Origin of the sequence: Marmoricola endophyticus (assembly GCF_014644415.1) — a bacterium.
In the GTDB taxonomy this organism is placed as follows: domain Bacteria; phylum Actinomycetota; class Actinomycetes; order Propionibacteriales; family Nocardioidaceae; genus Marmoricola; species Marmoricola endophyticus.
The window spans coordinates 1,997,896-2,014,841 of record NZ_BMKQ01000001.1 but is presented as its reverse complement, the minus strand read 5'-3'; the positions used below and the strand labels follow the sequence as shown (position 1 = coordinate 2,014,841).

Below are 16,946 nucleotides of genomic sequence, written 5' to 3'. Positions count from 1 at the left end.
CTACGGCGTCAGCGCCATCGCTCCGAGGATCCGCTCGGCCAGCCCCGAGTCGTCCCCGGAGACCTCGACGTCCAGCGCGGCAGGGTCGCGTCGACCGGCGCTGAGGAGGACGTACGTCTCGGTGTCCATGCGCAGCGTGACGTCCGGCTCGGTGTCGACGGTGGCGGCGACCCCCCGGCCGTTCTCGTCCACGGTGACGACGACGCGCTCGGGGTCGTCGGTGATCTCCAGCGCCACGACCTGGCCGGGTCGGGCCTTCGCCCGCTTCGCGACGACGAGGCCGAAGGAGCCGGTGAAGGTGGCGACCACGTGCCGGGAGGCCGCGCAGTCGAGGTTGACGGACCGGCCGACGGCGTGGCGGAGGTCCTGCTCGTGGACCCACACGTCCAGCGGCCGGTTGCCGAGCAGCACCTGCCAGGTCCAGCCCAGTGCACCGAAGCCGCCGGGTGCCGGGGACGAGAGGTCGGGCGGGTCGGCGCGCAGCGCGGAGGTCCGGCGAGCGGTCGCGTCCTCGATCTCGTCGGCCAGCGACGCGAGGCTCCGGTCGCGGCGGGCGATCACGCCCTGCTCGGTGTAGGTGCCCATCGTCCCGCGGACGTGCTCCAGGTCCTCGGGGACCTCGACGGTCTCCTCGGGCGCCCCGGCGAGGACCGCCTCGAGGTGCGCGGTGTGGGCCACGACGTCGCGAACGCTCCACCCGGCGAGGTCGGTCGGGAGGTCGCCCTGCGACTCCTCGAGGGAGCGGACGAACGACACGAGGTCTCCCACCGCCTGCTCGCCCAGGTCCAGCAGGTCGCTCAGCTGATCGCCCATGCCGGCCAACCTAGGCGATCCGGGGAGCGACTCGCTGCACGCCCAACTTGCTTAACTAAAGTGACTTGCTAGTTTAAACGCCATGACCTCTCCTCTGTCCTTCGCCTACTGGGTCCCGAACGTCTCCGGGGGCCTCGTGGTCAGCAAGATCGAGCAGCGCACCGACTGGGGCTACGACTACAACAAGCGGCTCGCGCAGACCGCGGAGCGCGTCGGCTTCGAGTACGCCCTCACCCAGGTGCGGTACATGGCCTCGTACGGCGCGGAGAACCAGCACGAGTCGACGGCGTTCTCGCTCGCGCTGCTCCTCGCGACCGAGCGGCTGAAGGTGATCACCGCGATCCACCCCGGCCTGTGGCACCCGGCGGTGCTGGCGAAGTGGATCGCCACCGCCGACCACCTCTCCGGAGGGCGGACGGCGATCAACGTGGTCTCGGGCTGGTTCAAGGGCGAGTTCACCGCGCTCGGCGAGCCGTGGCTCGAGCACGACGAGCGCTACCGGCGAAGCGAGGAGTTCATCGCCGCGGTCCGCGAGATCTGGACGCAGGAGAGCGCGACGTACGCCGGCGACTTCTACCGGATCAAGGACTTCTCGTTGAAGCCCAAGCCGCTGCAGGACCCGCACCCGACGATCTTCCAGGGCGGCAACTCCCACGCCGCGCAGGAGATGGCGGGCCGGGAGTCCGACGTCTACTTCATGAACGGCGGCAGCCCGGAGAAGATCGGCGGGCAGATCGACCGGGTCGCCGATCTCGCCGCCGACGCCGGCCGCGCCGGAGAGGTCGGCTTCGCCCTCAACGGCTTCGCCCTGGTCCGCGACACCGAGGAGGAGGCCCGCCGGGTGCTCGCCGACATCATCGACCAGGCCGACCACGAGGCCGTCGAGGGCTTCGGGGCGTCGGTCACGCAGGCGGGCAGGTCGACCGCCGACGGGTCGGGCATGTGGCAGGACTCCACGTTCGAGGACCTGGTGCAGTACAACGACGGCTTCCGTACCGGCCTGATCGGGACGCCCGAGCAGGTGGCGGAGCGGATCATGACCTACAAGCGGCTCGGTGTGACCACCCTGCTGCTCGGCTTCCTGCACTTCCAGGAGGAGCTGGAGTACTTCGGCGAGCGGGTCATCCCGCTCGTCCGCGAGCTCGAGGCGGCCGAGGCGGCCGCAGAGGTCTCGGCATGAGCGCGCCCGCGCTGGAGCGGGCGGGGCGGGTGCTGCGTACCCGCGAGGAGGCGCTCGAGACCGCGCATCGGCTCGCGGCGGTCTTCGCCGAGGGCGCCGTACGACGCGACCAGGAGCGCCGTCTCCCGCACGCCGAGGTCGACCGGCTGAAGGCGTCGGGGCTGCTCGCGATCGCCGTCCCCACGGCGTACGGCGGTCCCGGCCTGCCCCCGAGCGTCGCGGCGGAGGTCTTCGCGGTCCTCGCGTCCGCCGACCCGAACCTCGCGCAGATCCCGCACAGCCACTTCGTCTACCTCAACCTGGTCCGGGTCGCCGGCACGGAGGAGCAGTGTCGCCGCCTCTTCGGCCGGGTGCTCGACGGTGCGCTGCTGGCGAACGCCCAGTCCGAGCGGGGCGGCAAGACCCTCACCGACATCCGCACGACGCTCTCACCGGACGGGCACGGCGCGCTCGTGGTCGAGGGCACGAAGTACTACTGCACCGGCACGCTGTTCGCGGACATCGTCCCGACCCTGACCCGGTTGGACGACCCGCGGGGCGTGAGCGGTCTGCCGGAGGGCGACCACGTGGTGCTGCTCGACGCCACCAGCTCGGGGCTCGCGATCAGCGACGACTGGGACGCCGTCGGCCAGCGGACCACTGCGAGCGGCACCGTGACCCTGCAGTCCGTCCAGGTCCACCCCGACCAGGTGATCACGCGCGCGAAGGCCTTCGACGACCCCGGCGGGTACGGCGCGTACGCACAGCTGCTGCACACCGCGATCGACGTCGGCATCGCCCGCGGCGCCCTCGAGGCGGCGGCGGAGTTCGTCCGCACGAAGAGCCGCCCGTGGTTCGAGGCAGAGGTCGACGAGGCCGTCGACGACCCGTTCACCGTGCAGCGCTTCGGTGAGCTCGCGGTCGACGTGGCCGGCGCCGACGCCCTGCTCGAGCGCGCCGGCCGCGCCGTCGACGCGGTCTTCGCCGCACCCGGGCGCGACCTCGCCGCCGCCGCCTCGCTGGCGGTCGCCGCGGCGAAGGTGGTCGGGGAGCGCAGCTCGCTGTCGGTCTCGAGCGGTCTCTTCGAGGTCTCCGGCACCCGGTCGGCGGCCGGCCCGGAGGCGCTGGACCGCTACTGGCGCAATGCGCGCACCCACACCCTGCACGACCCCGTGCGCTGGAAGATCCAGCACCTCGGCCGGCACGCGCTCACCGGAGCCCTGCCGCCCTCGCACGGCACGATCTGACCCTTCCCCGACGCCCCACCAGGAGCCCGCATGTCCCGCATCCTCACCGTCTCCGGCAGCCCCAAGGAGGTCTCCCGGTCGACGATCCTGCTCGACCACGTCGCCCGGCTGCTCGCGGCCCAGGGCCACACCATCGACCAGCTCTCGCTGCGTGAGCTCTCGGCCGAGGCGCTGCTGCTCGCCGACTTCGAGCACCCCGACGTCACGGCCTCGATGGGCCGTCTCGCACAGGCCGACGCCGTCGTCATCGCGACGCCGGTCTACAAGGCGGCGTACTCCGGCCTGCTGAAGACCTGGCTCGACCTCGCCCCGCAGTTCGGGCTGGAGGGCAAGGTCGCCCTCCCGCTGGCCACCGGCGGCAGCGCCGCCCACGCGCTGGCGCTGGACTACGCGCTGCGCCCGGTGCTGACCTCCATGAACGCCCGCCACGTGGTCAACGGCTTCCTCGTCCTCGACCGCTACATCGACGCCCCGACCGCCACCGGGCCGGCGGCCATCCACGACGACGCGGCCCCCGGGCTCGGCCAGGTGGTGGACGCCTTCCTCGAGGCGCTGCACGTGGTGCGGGTGAGCGCGGCGTGACCGGGCGTCGAGGCACGATCACGGCCCACTGGTTCCTCCCGACGTACGGCGACTCCCGCGGGCTGATCGCCGGCGGTCACGGCACCGGGATGGCGGGCGACCGCGTCGGCACGCTTCCGTACCTGCGCCAGCTCGCGCAGGCGGCGGAGTACTCCGGCTTCGAGTCGATGCTGATCCCCACGGGGCTGTGGTGCGAGGACGCCTGGGTCACCGCGGCGCTCCTGACCGAGGCGACCTCGACGCTGAAGTTCCTCGTGGCGCTGCGGCCCGGGCTGATGAGCCCCACGCTCGCCGCGCAGATGGCCTCGACGCTGCAGTGGCAGTCCCAGGGGCGGCTGCTGCTCAACGTGGTCACCGGCGGCGAGGCGCACGAGCAGGCGGCGTACGGCGACGACCTGGACAAGGCCGCGCGCTACGCCCGCTGCGACGAGTTCCTCGACATCGTCACCCGGCTGTGGCGCGAGGACGGCCCGCTGACCGTGACGGGGGAGCACGAGCACGTGAGTGGCGCGAGCCTGCAGCGGCGGCCGGCCCCGGTGCCGCCGCTGTACTTCGGCGGCTCCTCGGCGGAGGCCGGCCCGGTGGCCGCGCGGCACGCCGACGTCTACCTGACCTGGGGCGAGCCGGTGCCCGCGGTGGCGGAGAAGCTGCAGTGGATCCGTGGCCTGGCCCGACGGCAGGACCGCACGCCCGAGTTCGGCATCCGCCTGCACGTCATCTCCCGCGACACCTCCGAGGAGGCCTGGGCCGAGGCCGACCGGCTGCTGCGGGGGATCGACCCCGCCGAGGTGGACCGCGTCCAGCAGAACCTCGCGCGCAGCCAGTCCGAGGGCCAGCGGCGGATGAGCGAGCTGCACGCGGGGCGTACGCGCGACGTGCGCAGCCTGGAGGTCGCCCCGAACCTGTGGGCAGGCGTCGGCCTGGTCCGCGGTGGCGCGGGCACGGCGCTGGTCGGCTCGCACGACGAGGTCGTCGACCGGATCGCGGAGTACGCCGACCTCGGCATCACCCACCTGATCCTGTCCGGCTACCCCCACCTCGAGGAGTCGCTGCGCGTCGGGGAGGAGGTGCTGCCGCGGCTGGGCGAGCGCGGCCTGTGGAACGCGCCCGACGCGGGTCGCTACACGGAGACCGGGCAGAGCGAGCCCGCGGTGCCTTTCGCCGTCGGCGCCCGCTGAGGCCGCGCATCGACTACCCTCGGACGGGTCATTGACGTGATCTGTCGCATGTGAGGTGTCGGGGATCACAGCACACGGAACGGTGATCCCTTGACGCAGCACAGTGAGCCCGGCCACGTGCGGCTCGACGACCAGCTCTGCTTCGCGCTGTACGCGGCGACGAACGCCGTGACCCGGGTCTACCGCCCGCTCCTCGCCGACCTCGGGCTGACGTACCCGCAGTACCTCGTCATGCTCGCGCTGTGGCAGGACGGCGAGGGGACGGTCGGGGAGATCGCTGCCCGCCTGCAGCTGGACTCCCACGCGGTCAGCCCGCTGGTCGGCCGCCTGGTCGCCGCAGGGCTCGTCGACCGGGTGCGTGGGTCGGACCGCCGCCAGGTCGTGGTGTCGCTGACCGAGCAGGGCCGGGACCTCGAGCAGGAGGCCGTCGCCGTCCAGACCGAGGTCGCCTGCGCGTCGGACCTGGACGCGGAGGAGCGCGCCCGGATGCGCGAGGAGCTGCTCGCACTCGCGGACCGGTTGAGCGTTCCGGGGCTCCTCGCCGTCAAGTAGGGGTTGACGCGTTCACTCACGCGTGATGTGTTGTGGGTCACACTGCCGTGGAGGCGACCGATGACCCAGACCGTGCCCGACACCCGCCGACTTGCTCCCGAGGCCGACCCGGCCACCGCCCCCGACCACGGCGGCACCGCGACGCTGTACGAGCGCCTGGGCGGTGCGTACGGCATCTGCGGGGCCGTCGACGTCCTGGTCGACCGGCTCTTCGCCAACGTCAAGGTGAACGCGAACGAGAAGGTGCACGAGCACCACGGCAACCCGGCCAACGCCGCGGGCTACAAGTTCCTGGTCTCGGCGTGGTCGATCGAGGCGGCCGGCGGCCCGAAGTGCTACATCGGGCACGACATGCAGGTGGCCCACGAGCACCTCTCGATCGACGAGGACGGCTTCAACGCGGTCTACTTCGAGATCGAGGCGACCCTGCACTACCTGGGCGTCCCCGAGCCGGAGACGGCCGAGTTCATGGCGATCATCGAGTCCTACCGCTCGATGGTGGTCCAGGCCTGAGGGTTCCGCCGGCGGGCTAGTCTCCGAGCGTGCCCACGTCCTACCGCCGCTTCGTCGCGCTGGGGGACAGCCAGACGGAGGGGACGGGCGACTGGGACGACGACGGCAACGCCGTCGGGTGGGCCGACCGGCTGGCCACGCACCTCGACGGGACGAGCAGTCCGGGACTGGCGTACGCCAACCTCGCCGTCAACGGCTGCCGGGCCGCCCACGTGCGCCGCGAGCAGCTCCCGGTCGCGCTCGACCTCGCACCCGACCTCGCCTCCGTGGTGGTCGGCATGAACGACGTGCTCCGGCACGACTACGACGAGGACTCCGTCGTCGCGGACGTCGAGGCGGTGGTGGCGGCGCTGCGTGGGGCCGGGTGCGACGTCGTGACGATGACCTTCCCGGACGTGGGCCGGATGCTTCCGGTGATGGCGTGGCTGCGCCCCCGCGAGCGGCGGCTCAACGCGCGTCTGGTCGAGGTCGCGCGGGCGTACGACGTGCCGGTGCTCGACCTGTTCCCGCTGGCCATGTGCGGCGACCCGGTGATCTGGAGCCACGACCGGATCCACGGCAGCAGCGAGGGACACCGCCGGATCGCGGACGGAATGGCCTCCCTGCTCGGGCTCCCCGGGAGCGACCCCACGTGGGCCGACCCGCCCGGCACCCGCGTCGACCCGCTGCGTGCGGTCGCGCGCGACGCCTGGTGGGTCGCGACCTTCGTCGCGCCGTTCCTCTACCGCCAGCTGCGTGGCAGAGGTCCGACCGCCGGCCACGCCGCCAAGCGGCCTGCTCTCCAGACGGTCGGCTAGCCGGTACGACGAACGGCCGGCCACCGCAGCTGCGGTGACCGGCCGTCGTACGGACGCCTGCGCCTAGAAGGAGGCCTCGTCGAGATCCATCAGCGACAGGTCGGTCGCCTCGGCGATCTGCCGCTCGGCCGTGAGCCGGGGGAGGTTGGTGCGGGCGAAGAACTGGGCCGCGGCCACCTTGCCCTCGTAGAAGGCCTTGTCCTTCTCGGACACCTCGCCGGACAGCTTCTCGAGCGCGACCTCGGCGCCGCGCAGCAGCAACCAGGCGCAGACGACGTCACCGAGCGCCATCAGCAGGCGGCTGGTGTTCAGCCCGACCTTGTAGATGTTGCGGATGTCGCCGCCCTCGGCGGACTCGTCGGCGCTCATCAGGGTGGTGATGAGGTGGCCGACCAGTGCCTGGCCGTCGTCGAGCGCGGTGGCGAGCAGCTCACGCTCGACCTTGAGCCGGCCATCAACGGCGCCGTCCGCCTCGGAGGCTCCCCTGTCTACGAACGACTGGACCTCACCGGCGATGTGGCCCAGCGCGGCGCCCTGGTCCTTGACGATCTTGCGGAAGAAGAAGTCCTGGCCCTGGATCGCGGTGGTGCCCTCGTACAGCGTGTCGATCTTGGCGTCGCGCACGTACTGCTCGATGGGGTACTCCGCGAGGAAGCCGGAGCCGCCGAAGGTCTGCAGCGACTCGGTGCCCAGCAGCACCCAGGAGCGCTCGGAGCCGTAGCCCTTGACGATCGGCAGCAGCAGGTCGTTGACCTTCATGGCCAGACGGGCCTCGTCGGTGTCGGTCTCGCCGGCGTGCTCGGCCATCGCGACCCGGTCCTGCCAGGTGGCGGTGTATAGCACCAGCGCGCGCATCGCCTCGGCGAACGACTTCTGCGTCATCAGCGAGCGGCGCACGTCCGGGTGGTGGGTGATGGTGACGCGCGGGGCGGTCTTGTCCGCCGACTTCGCCAGGTCGGCACCCTGCTTGCGCTCCTTGGCGAACTCCAGGGCGTTCAGGTAGCCGGTCGACAGGGTCGCGATGGCCTTGGTGCCGACCATCATCCGGGCGTTCTCGATGACCTGGAACATCTGCGCGATGCCGTCGTGCACCTCGCCGAGCAGCCAGCCGACGGCCGGCTCCTTCTCACCGAAGGTGACCTCGCAGGTGTTGGAGACCTTGATCCCCATCTTGTGCTCGACGTTGGTGACGTGGGCGCCGTTGCGCTCGCCGGTCGGCTCGCCGGTCTCCAGGTCGAAGTGGTGCTTGGGGACGAGGAACAGGCTCAGGCCCTTGGTGCCCGGCCCGCCCGCACCCTCGACGCCGACCGGGCGGGCCAGCACCAGGTGCATGATGTTCTCGGACAGGTCGGACTCGGCCGAGGTGATGAAGCGCTTGACGCCCTCGATGTTCCAGGTGCCGTCCGCGTTGGGGGTCGCCTTGGTACGACCGGCGCCGACGTCGGAGCCCGCGTCCGGCTCGGTGAGCACCATCGTGGTGTTCCACTCGCGGTCGACGACGTGCTGGGCGATCTGCTTGTCGCGCTCGTTGCCGTTGCGGGCGATGACGCCGGCGAACATCGGGCCGGCGCCGTACATCCACAGGGCGGGGTTCGCGCCCAGCACCAGCTCGCCCATCGCCCACTGCACGCTGGAGGGGGCGGGTGTCCCGCCCAGCTCGGCCATCGTGCCGAGGCGCCAGTACTCGGCGTCCATCCAGGCGCGGTAGCTCTTCTTGAACGACTCCGGCAGCGGTGCCTCGCCGGTGGCCGGGTCGAAGACAGGAGGGTTGCGGTCGGCGTCCTCGAACGACTCGGCGAGCTCCTCGCGAGCCATCCGGTCGACCTCGCCCAGGATCGAGCGGGCCGTCTCACCGTCGATCTCGGCGAACGGGCCCTGGCCGAGGACCTCGTCGCGGCCGAGCACCTCGAAGAGGTTGAACTCGATGTCGCGGAGGTTCGACTTGTAGTGCGTCACGGGACATGCCCTCTCTGCGGGAGAAGTGGTTACTGAGCGGTAGGAAGCCTACCTACCGACGAGTAACCCCAGCAAGGCGAGCGGCATTGCGGCAGGCCCGGGTGCCTGCGCCGATTCGGCTCCCGCGGCACGGTCCGGCCCGGGTAGGCTCGAGCGTCATGGACGACCTGCTCCCCCAGCCCCCGAGGTAGGCATGGTGACGACCGAGAGCCCGCAGCTGATGACTGAGTACGGCGCCCGCATGGGCGAGCTGGCCCGGGCCCTGCGCTCGGAGGGCTCCTCGCTGAGCACCCTGCAGCACGTGGTCACGGCGACCTCGGAGATGGTCAAGGGCTGCGACGACGTGGCGATCTCGCTGGCGCGCGACGACGGCGCGGTCGAGACCCGGGCCTCGCTGGGCAACGGCCTCGCCGAGGCGGCCGACCGGCTCCAGCAGGAGTACGGCGAGGGCCCGTGCGTGGACACGGGGTGGGACCACCCGCTGGTCCGCGCCAACGAGCTCCCGGTCGACGGCCACTGGCCCCGGTGGAGCCCCGCGGTCGCCGACGAGCTCGGGCTGCGCAGCCTGGTCTGCGTCCAGCTGTTCACCCACGAGGAGCATGAGCTGGGTGCGCTCCAGGTCTTCTCGACGCGGCCGCACGCCTTCGGCGACGAGGCGGCCGCGGAGCTGCTGGGCATCGCGGCCCACGCAGCGGTCGCGCTCGGCACGGTGATGCATCACGAGTCGATGCAGTTCGGCCTGGTCCGCCGCACGATGATCGGTCAGGCGACCGGCATCCTGATGGAGCGCTACGGGCTGGACGCCCGTCAGGGCTTCGAGGTCCTGCGACGGACGTCGCAGGAGACCGGCCGCAAGGTCTACGACCTCGCCATCGACCTGGTCAACGGCAAGACCCCCGCTGGTCTGTAGGTCACATCTCACCCCTGCGAGGGTTGCCCGCGCTATGGTAAGGACGTCGATCGGTCGCCCGTGACCGGTCACCGCGTGTCGGCGGAAACCACGTCGACGTCGCGCTTCTCCGTCGGGTGTAGACATCGTCCGACGCGGCACGACCCGCCGGATCATCCGGCACCCGAGGTGACGACATGTTCACTGATGTGCACTCCTTCTCGACGCTGCCGCTGCGCAGCAACCACCCCGTTCCCGGTCAGGACTGGCCGGGACGGCACGAAGGACTCACTGTTCGTGAGTCCGACATCCTGCTCCTGGTGGCGCACGGTCTGTGCAACCAGGACATCTCGGAGCGGCTGTTCCTCTCCATCAACTCGATCAAGTCCTACATCCGCTCGGCCTACCGCAAGATGGCCGTCGAGAGCCGCACCCAGGCGGTGCTGTGGGCGATCGAGCACGGGTTCCGTCCCGACCTGACCGTGGTCGAGGAGCACCGACCCGCAGTGTGAGGTAGGCGCACGCGGACGGTCGTACGGTGAGGGCATGCCCGTCGACCGGATGATGCCCACCGAGGAGTCCCGCGACCTGATCGAGCTCACCCGCTCGCTGGTCGACAAGGAGCTCCGCCCGAAGGTCGACGCGGCGGAGCGTTCGGCCACCTTCCCCCGCGAGGTGTTCCAAACGCTCGGCCGCGCCGGCCTGCTCGGGCTGCCCTACCCGGAGGAGGTGGGCGGCGCCGGCCAGCCGTACGAGGTCTACCTGCAGGTCCTCGAGGAGATCGCGAGCGCGTGGGCGTCGGTCGGCGTGGGCGTCTCGGTCCACGCGCTGTCCTGCTTCGGACTCTTCACCCGGGGCACGGAGGAGCAGAAGCGGCGCTGGCTGCCCGACATGCTCGGCGGCGAGCAGCTCGGCGCGTACTGCCTCTCGGAGGCCCATGCCGGGTCCGACCCCGCCGCGATGCGCGCGAAGGCGGTCCTCGAGGGCGACGAGTACGTCCTCTCCGGAGCCAAGGCCTGGACCACCCACGGCGGCGAGGCCGACTTCTACAAGGTCATGGCCCGCACCTCCGAGGACGGCGGCCGCGGCATCTCCTGCTTCCTCGTGCCGGCCGACGCCGAGGGGCTGTCCGCGTCGGCACCCGAGGACAAGATGGGCCTGACCGGCTCGACCACGGCGACGATGAACTTCGACGACGTCCGGGTGCCGGTCGAGCGCCGGCTCGGCGAGGAGGGGCAGGGCCTGCCGATCGCCCTGGCCGGCCTGGACGCCGGCCGGCTCGGTATCGCCGCCGTCGCCACCGGCGTCGCGCAGGGCGCGCTCGACGCGGCGGTGTCGTACGCCCGGGAGCGGGAGACCTTCGGCCGGCCGATCATCGAGCACCAGGGACTGGCCTTCCTGCTGGCCGACATGGAGGCGGCGGTGCAGTCGGCGCGGGCCACGTATCTCGCCGCGGCCCGGCGCCGTGACGCCGGGCTCGCCTTCGGCCAGCAGGCGTCGGTGGCGAAGCTGGTGGCGACCGACAACGCGGTCAAGGTGACCGCCGACGCCGTCCAGGTGCTCGGCGGCGCCGGCTACACCAAGGACTTCCCGGTCGAGCGCTACATGCGCGAGACGAAGGTGATGCAGATCTTCGAGGGCACCAACCAGATCCAGCGGATGGTGATCGCGCGGGGTCTGCGCTGACCGGTTGAGCGGCATACCCCCTGGGGGTATGGTCGACGGTGTGGAGACCGACACCGCCGTGACCCCTGGCTACTCCGAGCGCAAGGAGGACTACGCCCGCCGCATGCGCCGGATCGAGGGCCAGGTGCGCGGCATCGCCCGGATGGTCGAGGAGGAGAAGTACTGCATCGACGTCCTCACCCAGGTCTCCGCCGTCACCAAGGCGCTCCAGGCGGTCGCGCTCGGCCTGCTCGACGAGCACATGGCGCACTGCGTCGTCGACGCCGCCAGGGCGGGTGGCCCCGAGGCCGAGGAGAAGCTGGCCGAGGTCTCCGCGGCCGTCGGTCGCCTGGTGCGTTCCTGATCTGCAGCCTCGAGGAGGAGAAGGCATGTTCACCACGTCGTACACCGTCACCGGCATGACCTGCGAGCACTGTGTCGCATCCGTCACCGAGGAGGTCGAGGAGATCGCCGGCGTGACCGACGTCCTCGTCGACCTCGGCACCGGCGCCCTCACCGTCAGCAGCGACCGCGACCTCCCCGAGGCCGAGGTGCGCGTGGCGGTCGAGGAAGCCGGCTACGCGCTGGACTGAGCCATGAGCGACCTCCAGCTCGAGATCGGCGGGATGACCTGCGCGTCGTGCGCGAACCGCGTCCAGCGCAAGCTGGGCAAGCTGCCCGGGACGACCGCGGAGGTGAACTACGCCACCGAGAAGGCGACCGTGAGCACCGACGTCCCCGTCGAGGAGCTGATCGCCGCGGTCGAGGCGGCGGGCTACACCGCAGCCGTCCCGGCCGCGGAGCCCGACGAGGAGCGTGAGGACCCCGAGGACGTACGGCTCGGGCTGCTGCGCCAGCGGCTGGTCGTCAGCGCCGTGCTGACCCTGCCGGTGGTGCTGCTGGCGATGGTGCCGCCGCTGCAGCTCGACGGCTGGCAGTGGCTCTCGCTGACGCTGGCCGCGCCGGTGGCGGTGTGGGGTGCGCTGCCCTTCCACCGGGCCGCGTGGACGAACCTGCGCCACGGCGCGACGACGATGGACACGCTGGTCTCGGTCGGCGTCCTGGCCGCCTTCGGCTGGTCCCTGTGGGCGCTGTTCCTCGGCACCGCGGGGGCGCCGGGGATGCGGCACGGCTTCGAGCTCACCGGGAGGGCCGGCGACGGCGCGGGGAACATCTACCTCGAGGCAGCGGCCGGGGTCACGACCTTCCTCCTCGCCGGGCAGTACCTCGAGGCCCGCTCGAAGCGCACCGCCGGGGCAGCCCTGCGTACGTTGCTCTCGCTGGGGGCCAAGGACGTCGCGGTGCTGCGCGAGGGTCGCGAGGTGCGGGTTCCCGCGTCCGCGCTCGCCGTGGGCGAGGCGTTCGTCGTACGCCCCGGGGAGACGGTGGCCGCCGACGGCGTGGTCGAGGACGGCTCCTCCGCGGTGGACGCCTCGATGCTGACCGGTGAGTCCGTGCCGGCCGAGGTCGGGCCCGGTGACCCCGTCGTGGGGGCGACGGTCAACGCCGGCGGTCGGTTGGTCGTCCGGGCCACGCGGGTCGGTGCCGACACCCAGCTCTCCCGGATGGCGCGGCTGGTCGAGCAGGCGCAGAGCGGGAAGAGTGCCGCGCAGCGCCTCGCCGACCGCGTCTCGGGATGGTTCGTCCCCGCGGTGATCGCGCTCGCGGTGGCGACGCTGGCCGGGTGGGTGCTGCTCGGGGGCACCTGGACCCAGGCGTTCACCGCGGCCGTCGCGGTGCTGATCATCGCGTGCCCCTGCGCGCTGGGGCTGGCGACGCCGGTCGCGCTCATGGTCGGCACCGGCAGGGGGGCGCAGCTGGGCATCCTGATCAAGGGCCCCGAGGCGCTCGAGCAGACGCGGACGGTCGACACGGTCGTCCTCGACAAGACGGGGACGGTCACCACCGGGGTGATGAGCCTGCTCCGCGTGGTCGCGGGCCCGGGGGAGGACCGGGCCGACGTGCACCGGGTGGCCGCCGCGCTGGAGTCGGCCTCCGAGCACCCGATCGCACGGGCGGTGGCGGCTGGCGTCGCGCCCGAGGACACCGCGCGGGTCGGCGACCCGCAGGCGCTCGCCGGTCTCGGGGTGACCGGCCGGGTCGGGTCGCGCGAGGCCGTCGTCGGTCGGCCGCGGCTCCTCCGCGAGCGCGGGCTTGAGCTGCCACCGGCCCTCGAGGACGAGCTGTCCCGTGCCGAGGACACCGGCGCCACCGCCGTGCTGGTCGGGTGGGACGGGGCCGCGCGCGGCGTGCTCGTCGTGGGCGACGAGCTGAAGCCCACCTCCGCCGAGGCGGTGCGCCGGCTCCGCGCCCTGGGCCTGCGACCGATGCTCCTGACCGGCGACAACGAGCGGGCGGCCCGCGCGGTGGCCGTCGAGCTCGGCATCGACGACGTCGTGGCCGGGGTGCTTCCCGAGGACAAGGTCGAGACCGTGCGCCGGCTCCGGTCGGAGGGCCGCCGCGTGGCCTTCGTCGGCGACGGGGTGAACGACGCCGCGGCGCTGGCCACCGCCGACCTGGGCCTGGCCATGGGCACCGGCACCGATGCCGCCATCGAGGCCGGCGACCTGACGCTGGTGCGCGGCGACCTGATGGTGGCCGTGGACGCGCTGCGGCTCTCGCGTCGTACGCACGCGACCATCCGGGAGAACCTGCTCTGGGCGTTCGGCTACAACGTCGCCGCACTGCCGGTCGCGGCCGCCGGCCTGCTGAACCCGATGCTGGCCGGCCTCGCGATGGGTCTGAGCAGCGTCGCGGTCGTCCTCAACTCGCTGCGCCTGCGACGGTTCCGGCCACTCGCGTAGCGTCTGGCCTCGTGGGCGCTGGTCACGGGCACGGTCATCTCGACGAGCAGGTCGCGCCGGTGCGGGCACGCCCGTGGCCCGCGGCACTGCTGCTGGGCTTCCTCGCGGTCGTCGGCGTGGCCGCCGTGGTCGCGATGGTGGTGATGTGGCCGGGACGCCCGGACATCGACGCGAAGTACATCGCCGATGGCGCGAGACTGGTCAACGCCGAGGTCACGTCGGTGAAGGACAGCTGCGCGGGGCAGCAGACGCAGGACGGGGCGCCCGAGTGTGCCGAGCTCCGCGTCCGGCTGCTCGAGGGCAGTGAGAAGGGGACGCCGGCGACCGTGCAGGTCCCGCCCCAGGTGGCCGAGTCGGGGCTGGCCAAAGGTGACGAGGTGCAGGTGCTGCAGACGCCGGGGACACCGCCGTCGTACTCGTTCCAGAGCGTCAACCGCAACGTGCCGCTCGGGGTGCTGGCCGCGATCTTCGTGATCGTCGTGGCGCTGGTCGCGCGGCTCCGGGGGCTGCTGGCGATCGTCGGCCTCGCCTTCGGGGCGTTCGTGCTCGTGAGGTTCATGATCCCGGCGCTGCTGGAGGGCTCCTCGGGTCTGCTGGTGGCCCTGGTGGGGTCGACCGCGATCATGTTCGTGGTGCTCTACCTCGCCCACGGGCCGTCGCTGCGGACCAGCGCCGCGCTGGCCGGGACCCTGGTCGGGGTGGCGTTGACCGGCGGCATCGGGCTGGTGATGATCCGCGAGGCCCGGCTCAGCGGAGTGGCCGACGAGGGCGCGGCCTTCCTGACCACCTTCGTCCCCGACCTGGACTTCCGCGGCCTGCTGCTCTGCGCGGTCATCGTCGCCGGGCTCGGCGTGCTCAACGACGTCACCATCACCCAGGCCTCCGCGGTCTGGGAGCTGCGCGGCGTGGCGCCGCACCTGACCAGACGGGAGCTGTTCTCCCGCGGCATGCGGATCGGCCGGGACCACATCGCCTCGACGATCTACACCATCGTCTTCGCGTACGCGGGCGCGACGCTCGCGGTGCTGCTGCTGGTCTACATCTACCGTCAGCCGGCCGACGACCTGCTCTCGCTGGAGCAGTTCGCCGAGGAGGTCGCCCGGACGCTGGCCTCCGCGATCGGCCTGGTGCTCGCGGTCCCGATCACCACCGCGATCGCCGTGCTCACCGTCGGCGAGCCTGTCGACGAGGTGCCGGCCGTACGAGGCAAACACGTGTGAGCCGCTGGATCTGACAGACTCGGTGCATGCGCGTCTCTGCCAAGGCCGACTACGCACTGCGTGCGCTCATCGAGATCGCCGGGCGGGACGGGGCGAAGCCGGTCAGCGCCGAGGAGCTCGGGCGTACCCAGGACATCCCGCACGGCTTCCTCCAGGCGATCCTCGCCGACCTGCGCCGGGCGAGCATCGTGGTCAGCCAGCGCGGGCAGTCGGGGGGCTGGCGGATGGCACGTCCCGCCTCCGAGGTGTCCGTGGCCGACGTCATCCGCGCGGTGGACGGCCCGCTGGTCAGCGTCTACGGCCTCCGCCCGGAGTCGGTGGACTACTCGGGGTCCGCGGAGATCCTGCAGCTGGTGTGGATCGCGGCCCGCAGCAGCCTGCGCGACGTCTTCGAGAGCGTCTCGATCGGCGACCTGGCGCAGTCGTCGCTGCCGGAGACGGTCCGGGCGCGCACGCTGGACGAGGACGCCTGGCAGCCGCACTGACCTGCGGCGGGCCGCCCTAGCGGTGGTCGTCGAGCCTCTCGGCCAGCTTCTTCGCCCGCGTCTTGTGCTTGCGGCGCTTCTTGTCGAGGTGCTCGTTGCGCGCCTCGAGATCGGCGTTCTGCTCGCGCAGACGAGCCACCTCGACCAGTGCCTCGGCCAGCGCCGCGGAGGCGGACTCCTGGCTGCTGATCGGGCGGCGGCCGCCGTCCTCGCGGTCGGTGCGCAGGGTGCCTTGCACGTCGTACCCCTCTCGGTGACAGAAGTCGGTCCACTCGGCGGCCCGCGCTCGCAGGGAGTCGTCGAGAGCCCCCGGCAGCCTGTCGAACCCGCCGCCGGGCTGGCGGGCGAGCACCGCGCGGCTGAGCCAGTCGCGCAGCGTCGTCCGACGCTCCGCCTCGCTCAGCCGGCCCTCGAGCCCGATCACGACCTCCCGCAGCACGGTCAGCTGGCTCGGGCCCAGGTCGCTGCGCACGGCGCCCTCGGGCAGCGGCAGGTCGGCACCGAGCAGCCCGACCAGCCGCTTCCAGATCAGGTCCGGCGAGGCCTCGGCGACCACGTGGACGTTCTCCGGGAACACCAGGCGTGTCCAGCGGCCGAGGATCCCCGGGAGGTCGCCGACGCCGTCCGCCTCCTCCAGCGCACGGGCGACGTACTGGTCGGCGCGGGTGCTGGTGCCACGCTCGAGCGAGGCCTGGGCGCCGGCATACAGCTGGCTGGTGAGGTCACGCTCGACCAGCACCACGTGGTGCTCGGCGCCTCGCGTGCCGTCCATCGCCATCGCGACCTGCTCGGGCGTGGCGCCGGCGAGACCGGGGAGGCTCACGATCGTGGTGCCGCGGTGCTTCCACAGCTCGTGCACGAGGCGGGCGCTGGCGCCCTCGACGTCACGGCAGCGCAGGCCGAGGTCGTGCGCGGTCCCGCGCAGCTCGGCGGTGACGCGCTCACGCTCCGGGGCGGTGCCGGCGACGTGGACGCCGGCCTCGGCCAGTGCGGCGCGCGAGGCGTCGAGCGCGGTCCCGATCCAGGCGGCACCGACGTCGTCGGGACCGATGTGCCAGAAGATCCTGCGGCGTGCCATACGTCCAG

General features: G+C 72.3%; 18 protein-coding genes. 15 read left to right on the top strand and 3 right to left on the bottom strand.

What is annotated here, in order from left to right; genetic code table 11:
- Positions 1 to 813 carry a maleylpyruvate isomerase family mycothiol-dependent enzyme gene (locus IEX42_RS09845; protein WP_188779616.1) on the bottom strand — a complete coding sequence of 271 codons (813 nt, stop codon included), beginning with the start codon at positions 811 to 813 and terminating at the stop codon, positions 1 to 3.
- An 82-nt stretch (positions 814 to 895) separates the two neighbouring features.
- Between IEX42_RS09845 and sfnG the strand changes: the two genes are divergently transcribed.
- The 7 genes from sfnG to IEX42_RS09810 all read left to right on the top strand — a co-directional run bounded on the left by sfnG (position 896) and on the right by IEX42_RS09810 (position 6,841).
- Positions 896 to 1,993 carry a dimethylsulfone monooxygenase SfnG gene (sfnG, locus tag IEX42_RS09840; RefSeq protein WP_188779615.1) on the top strand — a complete coding sequence of 366 codons (1,098 nt, stop codon included), beginning with the start codon at positions 896 to 898 and terminating at the stop codon, positions 1,991 to 1,993.
- Positions 1,990 to 3,219, top strand: coding sequence for an SfnB family sulfur acquisition oxidoreductase (locus IEX42_RS09835; RefSeq protein ID WP_188779614.1), 1,230 nt, complete (start codon positions 1,990 to 1,992; stop codon positions 3,217 to 3,219). Before sfnG ends, IEX42_RS09835 begins: the two co-directional genes overlap by 4 nt.
- A 30-nt stretch (positions 3,220 to 3,249) precedes the next feature.
- A complete protein-coding gene (gene ssuE, locus IEX42_RS09830) occupies positions 3,250 to 3,801 on the top strand; it encodes an NADPH-dependent FMN reductase (RefSeq protein WP_188779613.1) in 552 nt (183 codons plus the stop codon).
- Positions 3,798 to 4,979 (top strand): LLM class flavin-dependent oxidoreductase, encoded by a 1,182-nt coding sequence (locus tag IEX42_RS09825; protein ID WP_188779612.1) that lies wholly within the window; start codon positions 3,798 to 3,800, stop codon positions 4,977 to 4,979. The genes ssuE and IEX42_RS09825 overlap by 4 nt, the downstream gene beginning before the upstream one ends.
- A 90-nt stretch (positions 4,980 to 5,069) precedes the next feature.
- Positions 5,070 to 5,531, top strand: a complete 462-nt coding sequence (locus IEX42_RS09820; protein WP_188779611.1) for a MarR family winged helix-turn-helix transcriptional regulator — start codon at positions 5,070 to 5,072, stop codon at positions 5,529 to 5,531.
- 60 nt (positions 5,532 to 5,591) lie between these two features.
- Positions 5,592 to 6,044 carry a group I truncated hemoglobin gene (locus IEX42_RS09815; protein WP_188779610.1) on the top strand — a complete coding sequence of 151 codons (453 nt, stop codon included), beginning with the start codon at positions 5,592 to 5,594 and terminating at the stop codon, positions 6,042 to 6,044.
- A 29-nt stretch (positions 6,045 to 6,073) separates the two neighbouring features.
- Positions 6,074 to 6,841 (top strand): SGNH/GDSL hydrolase family protein, encoded by a 768-nt coding sequence (locus IEX42_RS09810; protein WP_188779609.1) that lies wholly within the window; start codon positions 6,074 to 6,076, stop codon positions 6,839 to 6,841.
- A gap of 63 nt (positions 6,842 to 6,904) precedes the next feature.
- Here IEX42_RS09810 and IEX42_RS09805 read toward each other — a convergent pair whose 3' ends face one another.
- Positions 6,905 to 8,797, bottom strand: a complete 1,893-nt coding sequence (locus tag IEX42_RS09805) for an acyl-CoA dehydrogenase (RefSeq protein ID WP_188779608.1) — start codon at positions 8,795 to 8,797, stop codon at positions 6,905 to 6,907.
- A gap of 220 nt (positions 8,798 to 9,017) precedes the next feature.
- Here IEX42_RS09805 and IEX42_RS09800 point away from each other — a divergent pair, with 220 nt between their 5' ends.
- The 8 genes from IEX42_RS09800 (at position 9,018) to IEX42_RS09765 (ending at position 15,860) form a co-directional block, all read left to right on the top strand.
- Positions 9,018 to 9,707, top strand: coding sequence for a GAF and ANTAR domain-containing protein (locus tag IEX42_RS09800; RefSeq protein ID WP_188779607.1), 690 nt, complete (start codon positions 9,018 to 9,020; stop codon positions 9,705 to 9,707).
- A gap of 176 nt (positions 9,708 to 9,883) precedes the next feature.
- On the top strand, positions 9,884 to 10,198 hold the full coding sequence (locus tag IEX42_RS09795; RefSeq protein ID WP_188779606.1) for a response regulator transcription factor: 315 nt from the start codon (positions 9,884 to 9,886) through the stop codon (positions 10,196 to 10,198).
- A gap of 34 nt (positions 10,199 to 10,232) precedes the next feature.
- Positions 10,233 to 11,372, top strand: a complete 1,140-nt coding sequence (locus tag IEX42_RS09790; RefSeq protein WP_188779605.1) for an acyl-CoA dehydrogenase family protein — start codon at positions 10,233 to 10,235, stop codon at positions 11,370 to 11,372.
- A 40-nt stretch (positions 11,373 to 11,412) separates the two neighbouring features.
- Entirely contained in the window at positions 11,413 to 11,715 is a 303-nt protein-coding gene (locus IEX42_RS09785) for a metal-sensitive transcriptional regulator (protein WP_268236437.1), read from the top strand.
- Positions 11,716 to 11,740: 25 nt separating this feature from the next.
- Positions 11,741 to 11,944 (top strand): heavy-metal-associated domain-containing protein, encoded by a 204-nt coding sequence (locus tag IEX42_RS09780; protein WP_188779603.1) that lies wholly within the window; start codon positions 11,741 to 11,743, stop codon positions 11,942 to 11,944.
- 3 nt (positions 11,945 to 11,947) lie between these two features.
- The gene (locus IEX42_RS09775) at positions 11,948 to 14,155 is read left to right on the top strand and encodes a heavy metal translocating P-type ATPase (RefSeq protein ID WP_188779602.1); all 2,208 of its coding nucleotides are present in this window, start codon (positions 11,948 to 11,950) and stop codon (positions 14,153 to 14,155) included.
- 11 nt (positions 14,156 to 14,166) lie between these two features.
- On the top strand, positions 14,167 to 15,375 hold the full coding sequence (locus tag IEX42_RS09770; RefSeq protein WP_229660756.1) for a YibE/F family protein: 1,209 nt from the start codon (positions 14,167 to 14,169) through the stop codon (positions 15,373 to 15,375).
- Between the two features lie 26 nt (positions 15,376 to 15,401).
- Positions 15,402 to 15,860 (top strand): RrF2 family transcriptional regulator, encoded by a 459-nt coding sequence (locus IEX42_RS09765; RefSeq protein ID WP_188779601.1) that lies wholly within the window; start codon positions 15,402 to 15,404, stop codon positions 15,858 to 15,860.
- 16 nt (positions 15,861 to 15,876) lie between these two features.
- On the opposite strand, the gene IEX42_RS09760 is transcribed toward IEX42_RS09765, so the two are convergent.
- Positions 15,877 to 16,938 (bottom strand): hypothetical protein, encoded by a 1,062-nt coding sequence (locus tag IEX42_RS09760; protein ID WP_188779600.1) that lies wholly within the window; start codon positions 16,936 to 16,938, stop codon positions 15,877 to 15,879.
- Positions 16,939 to 16,946 lie beyond the last annotated feature (8 nt).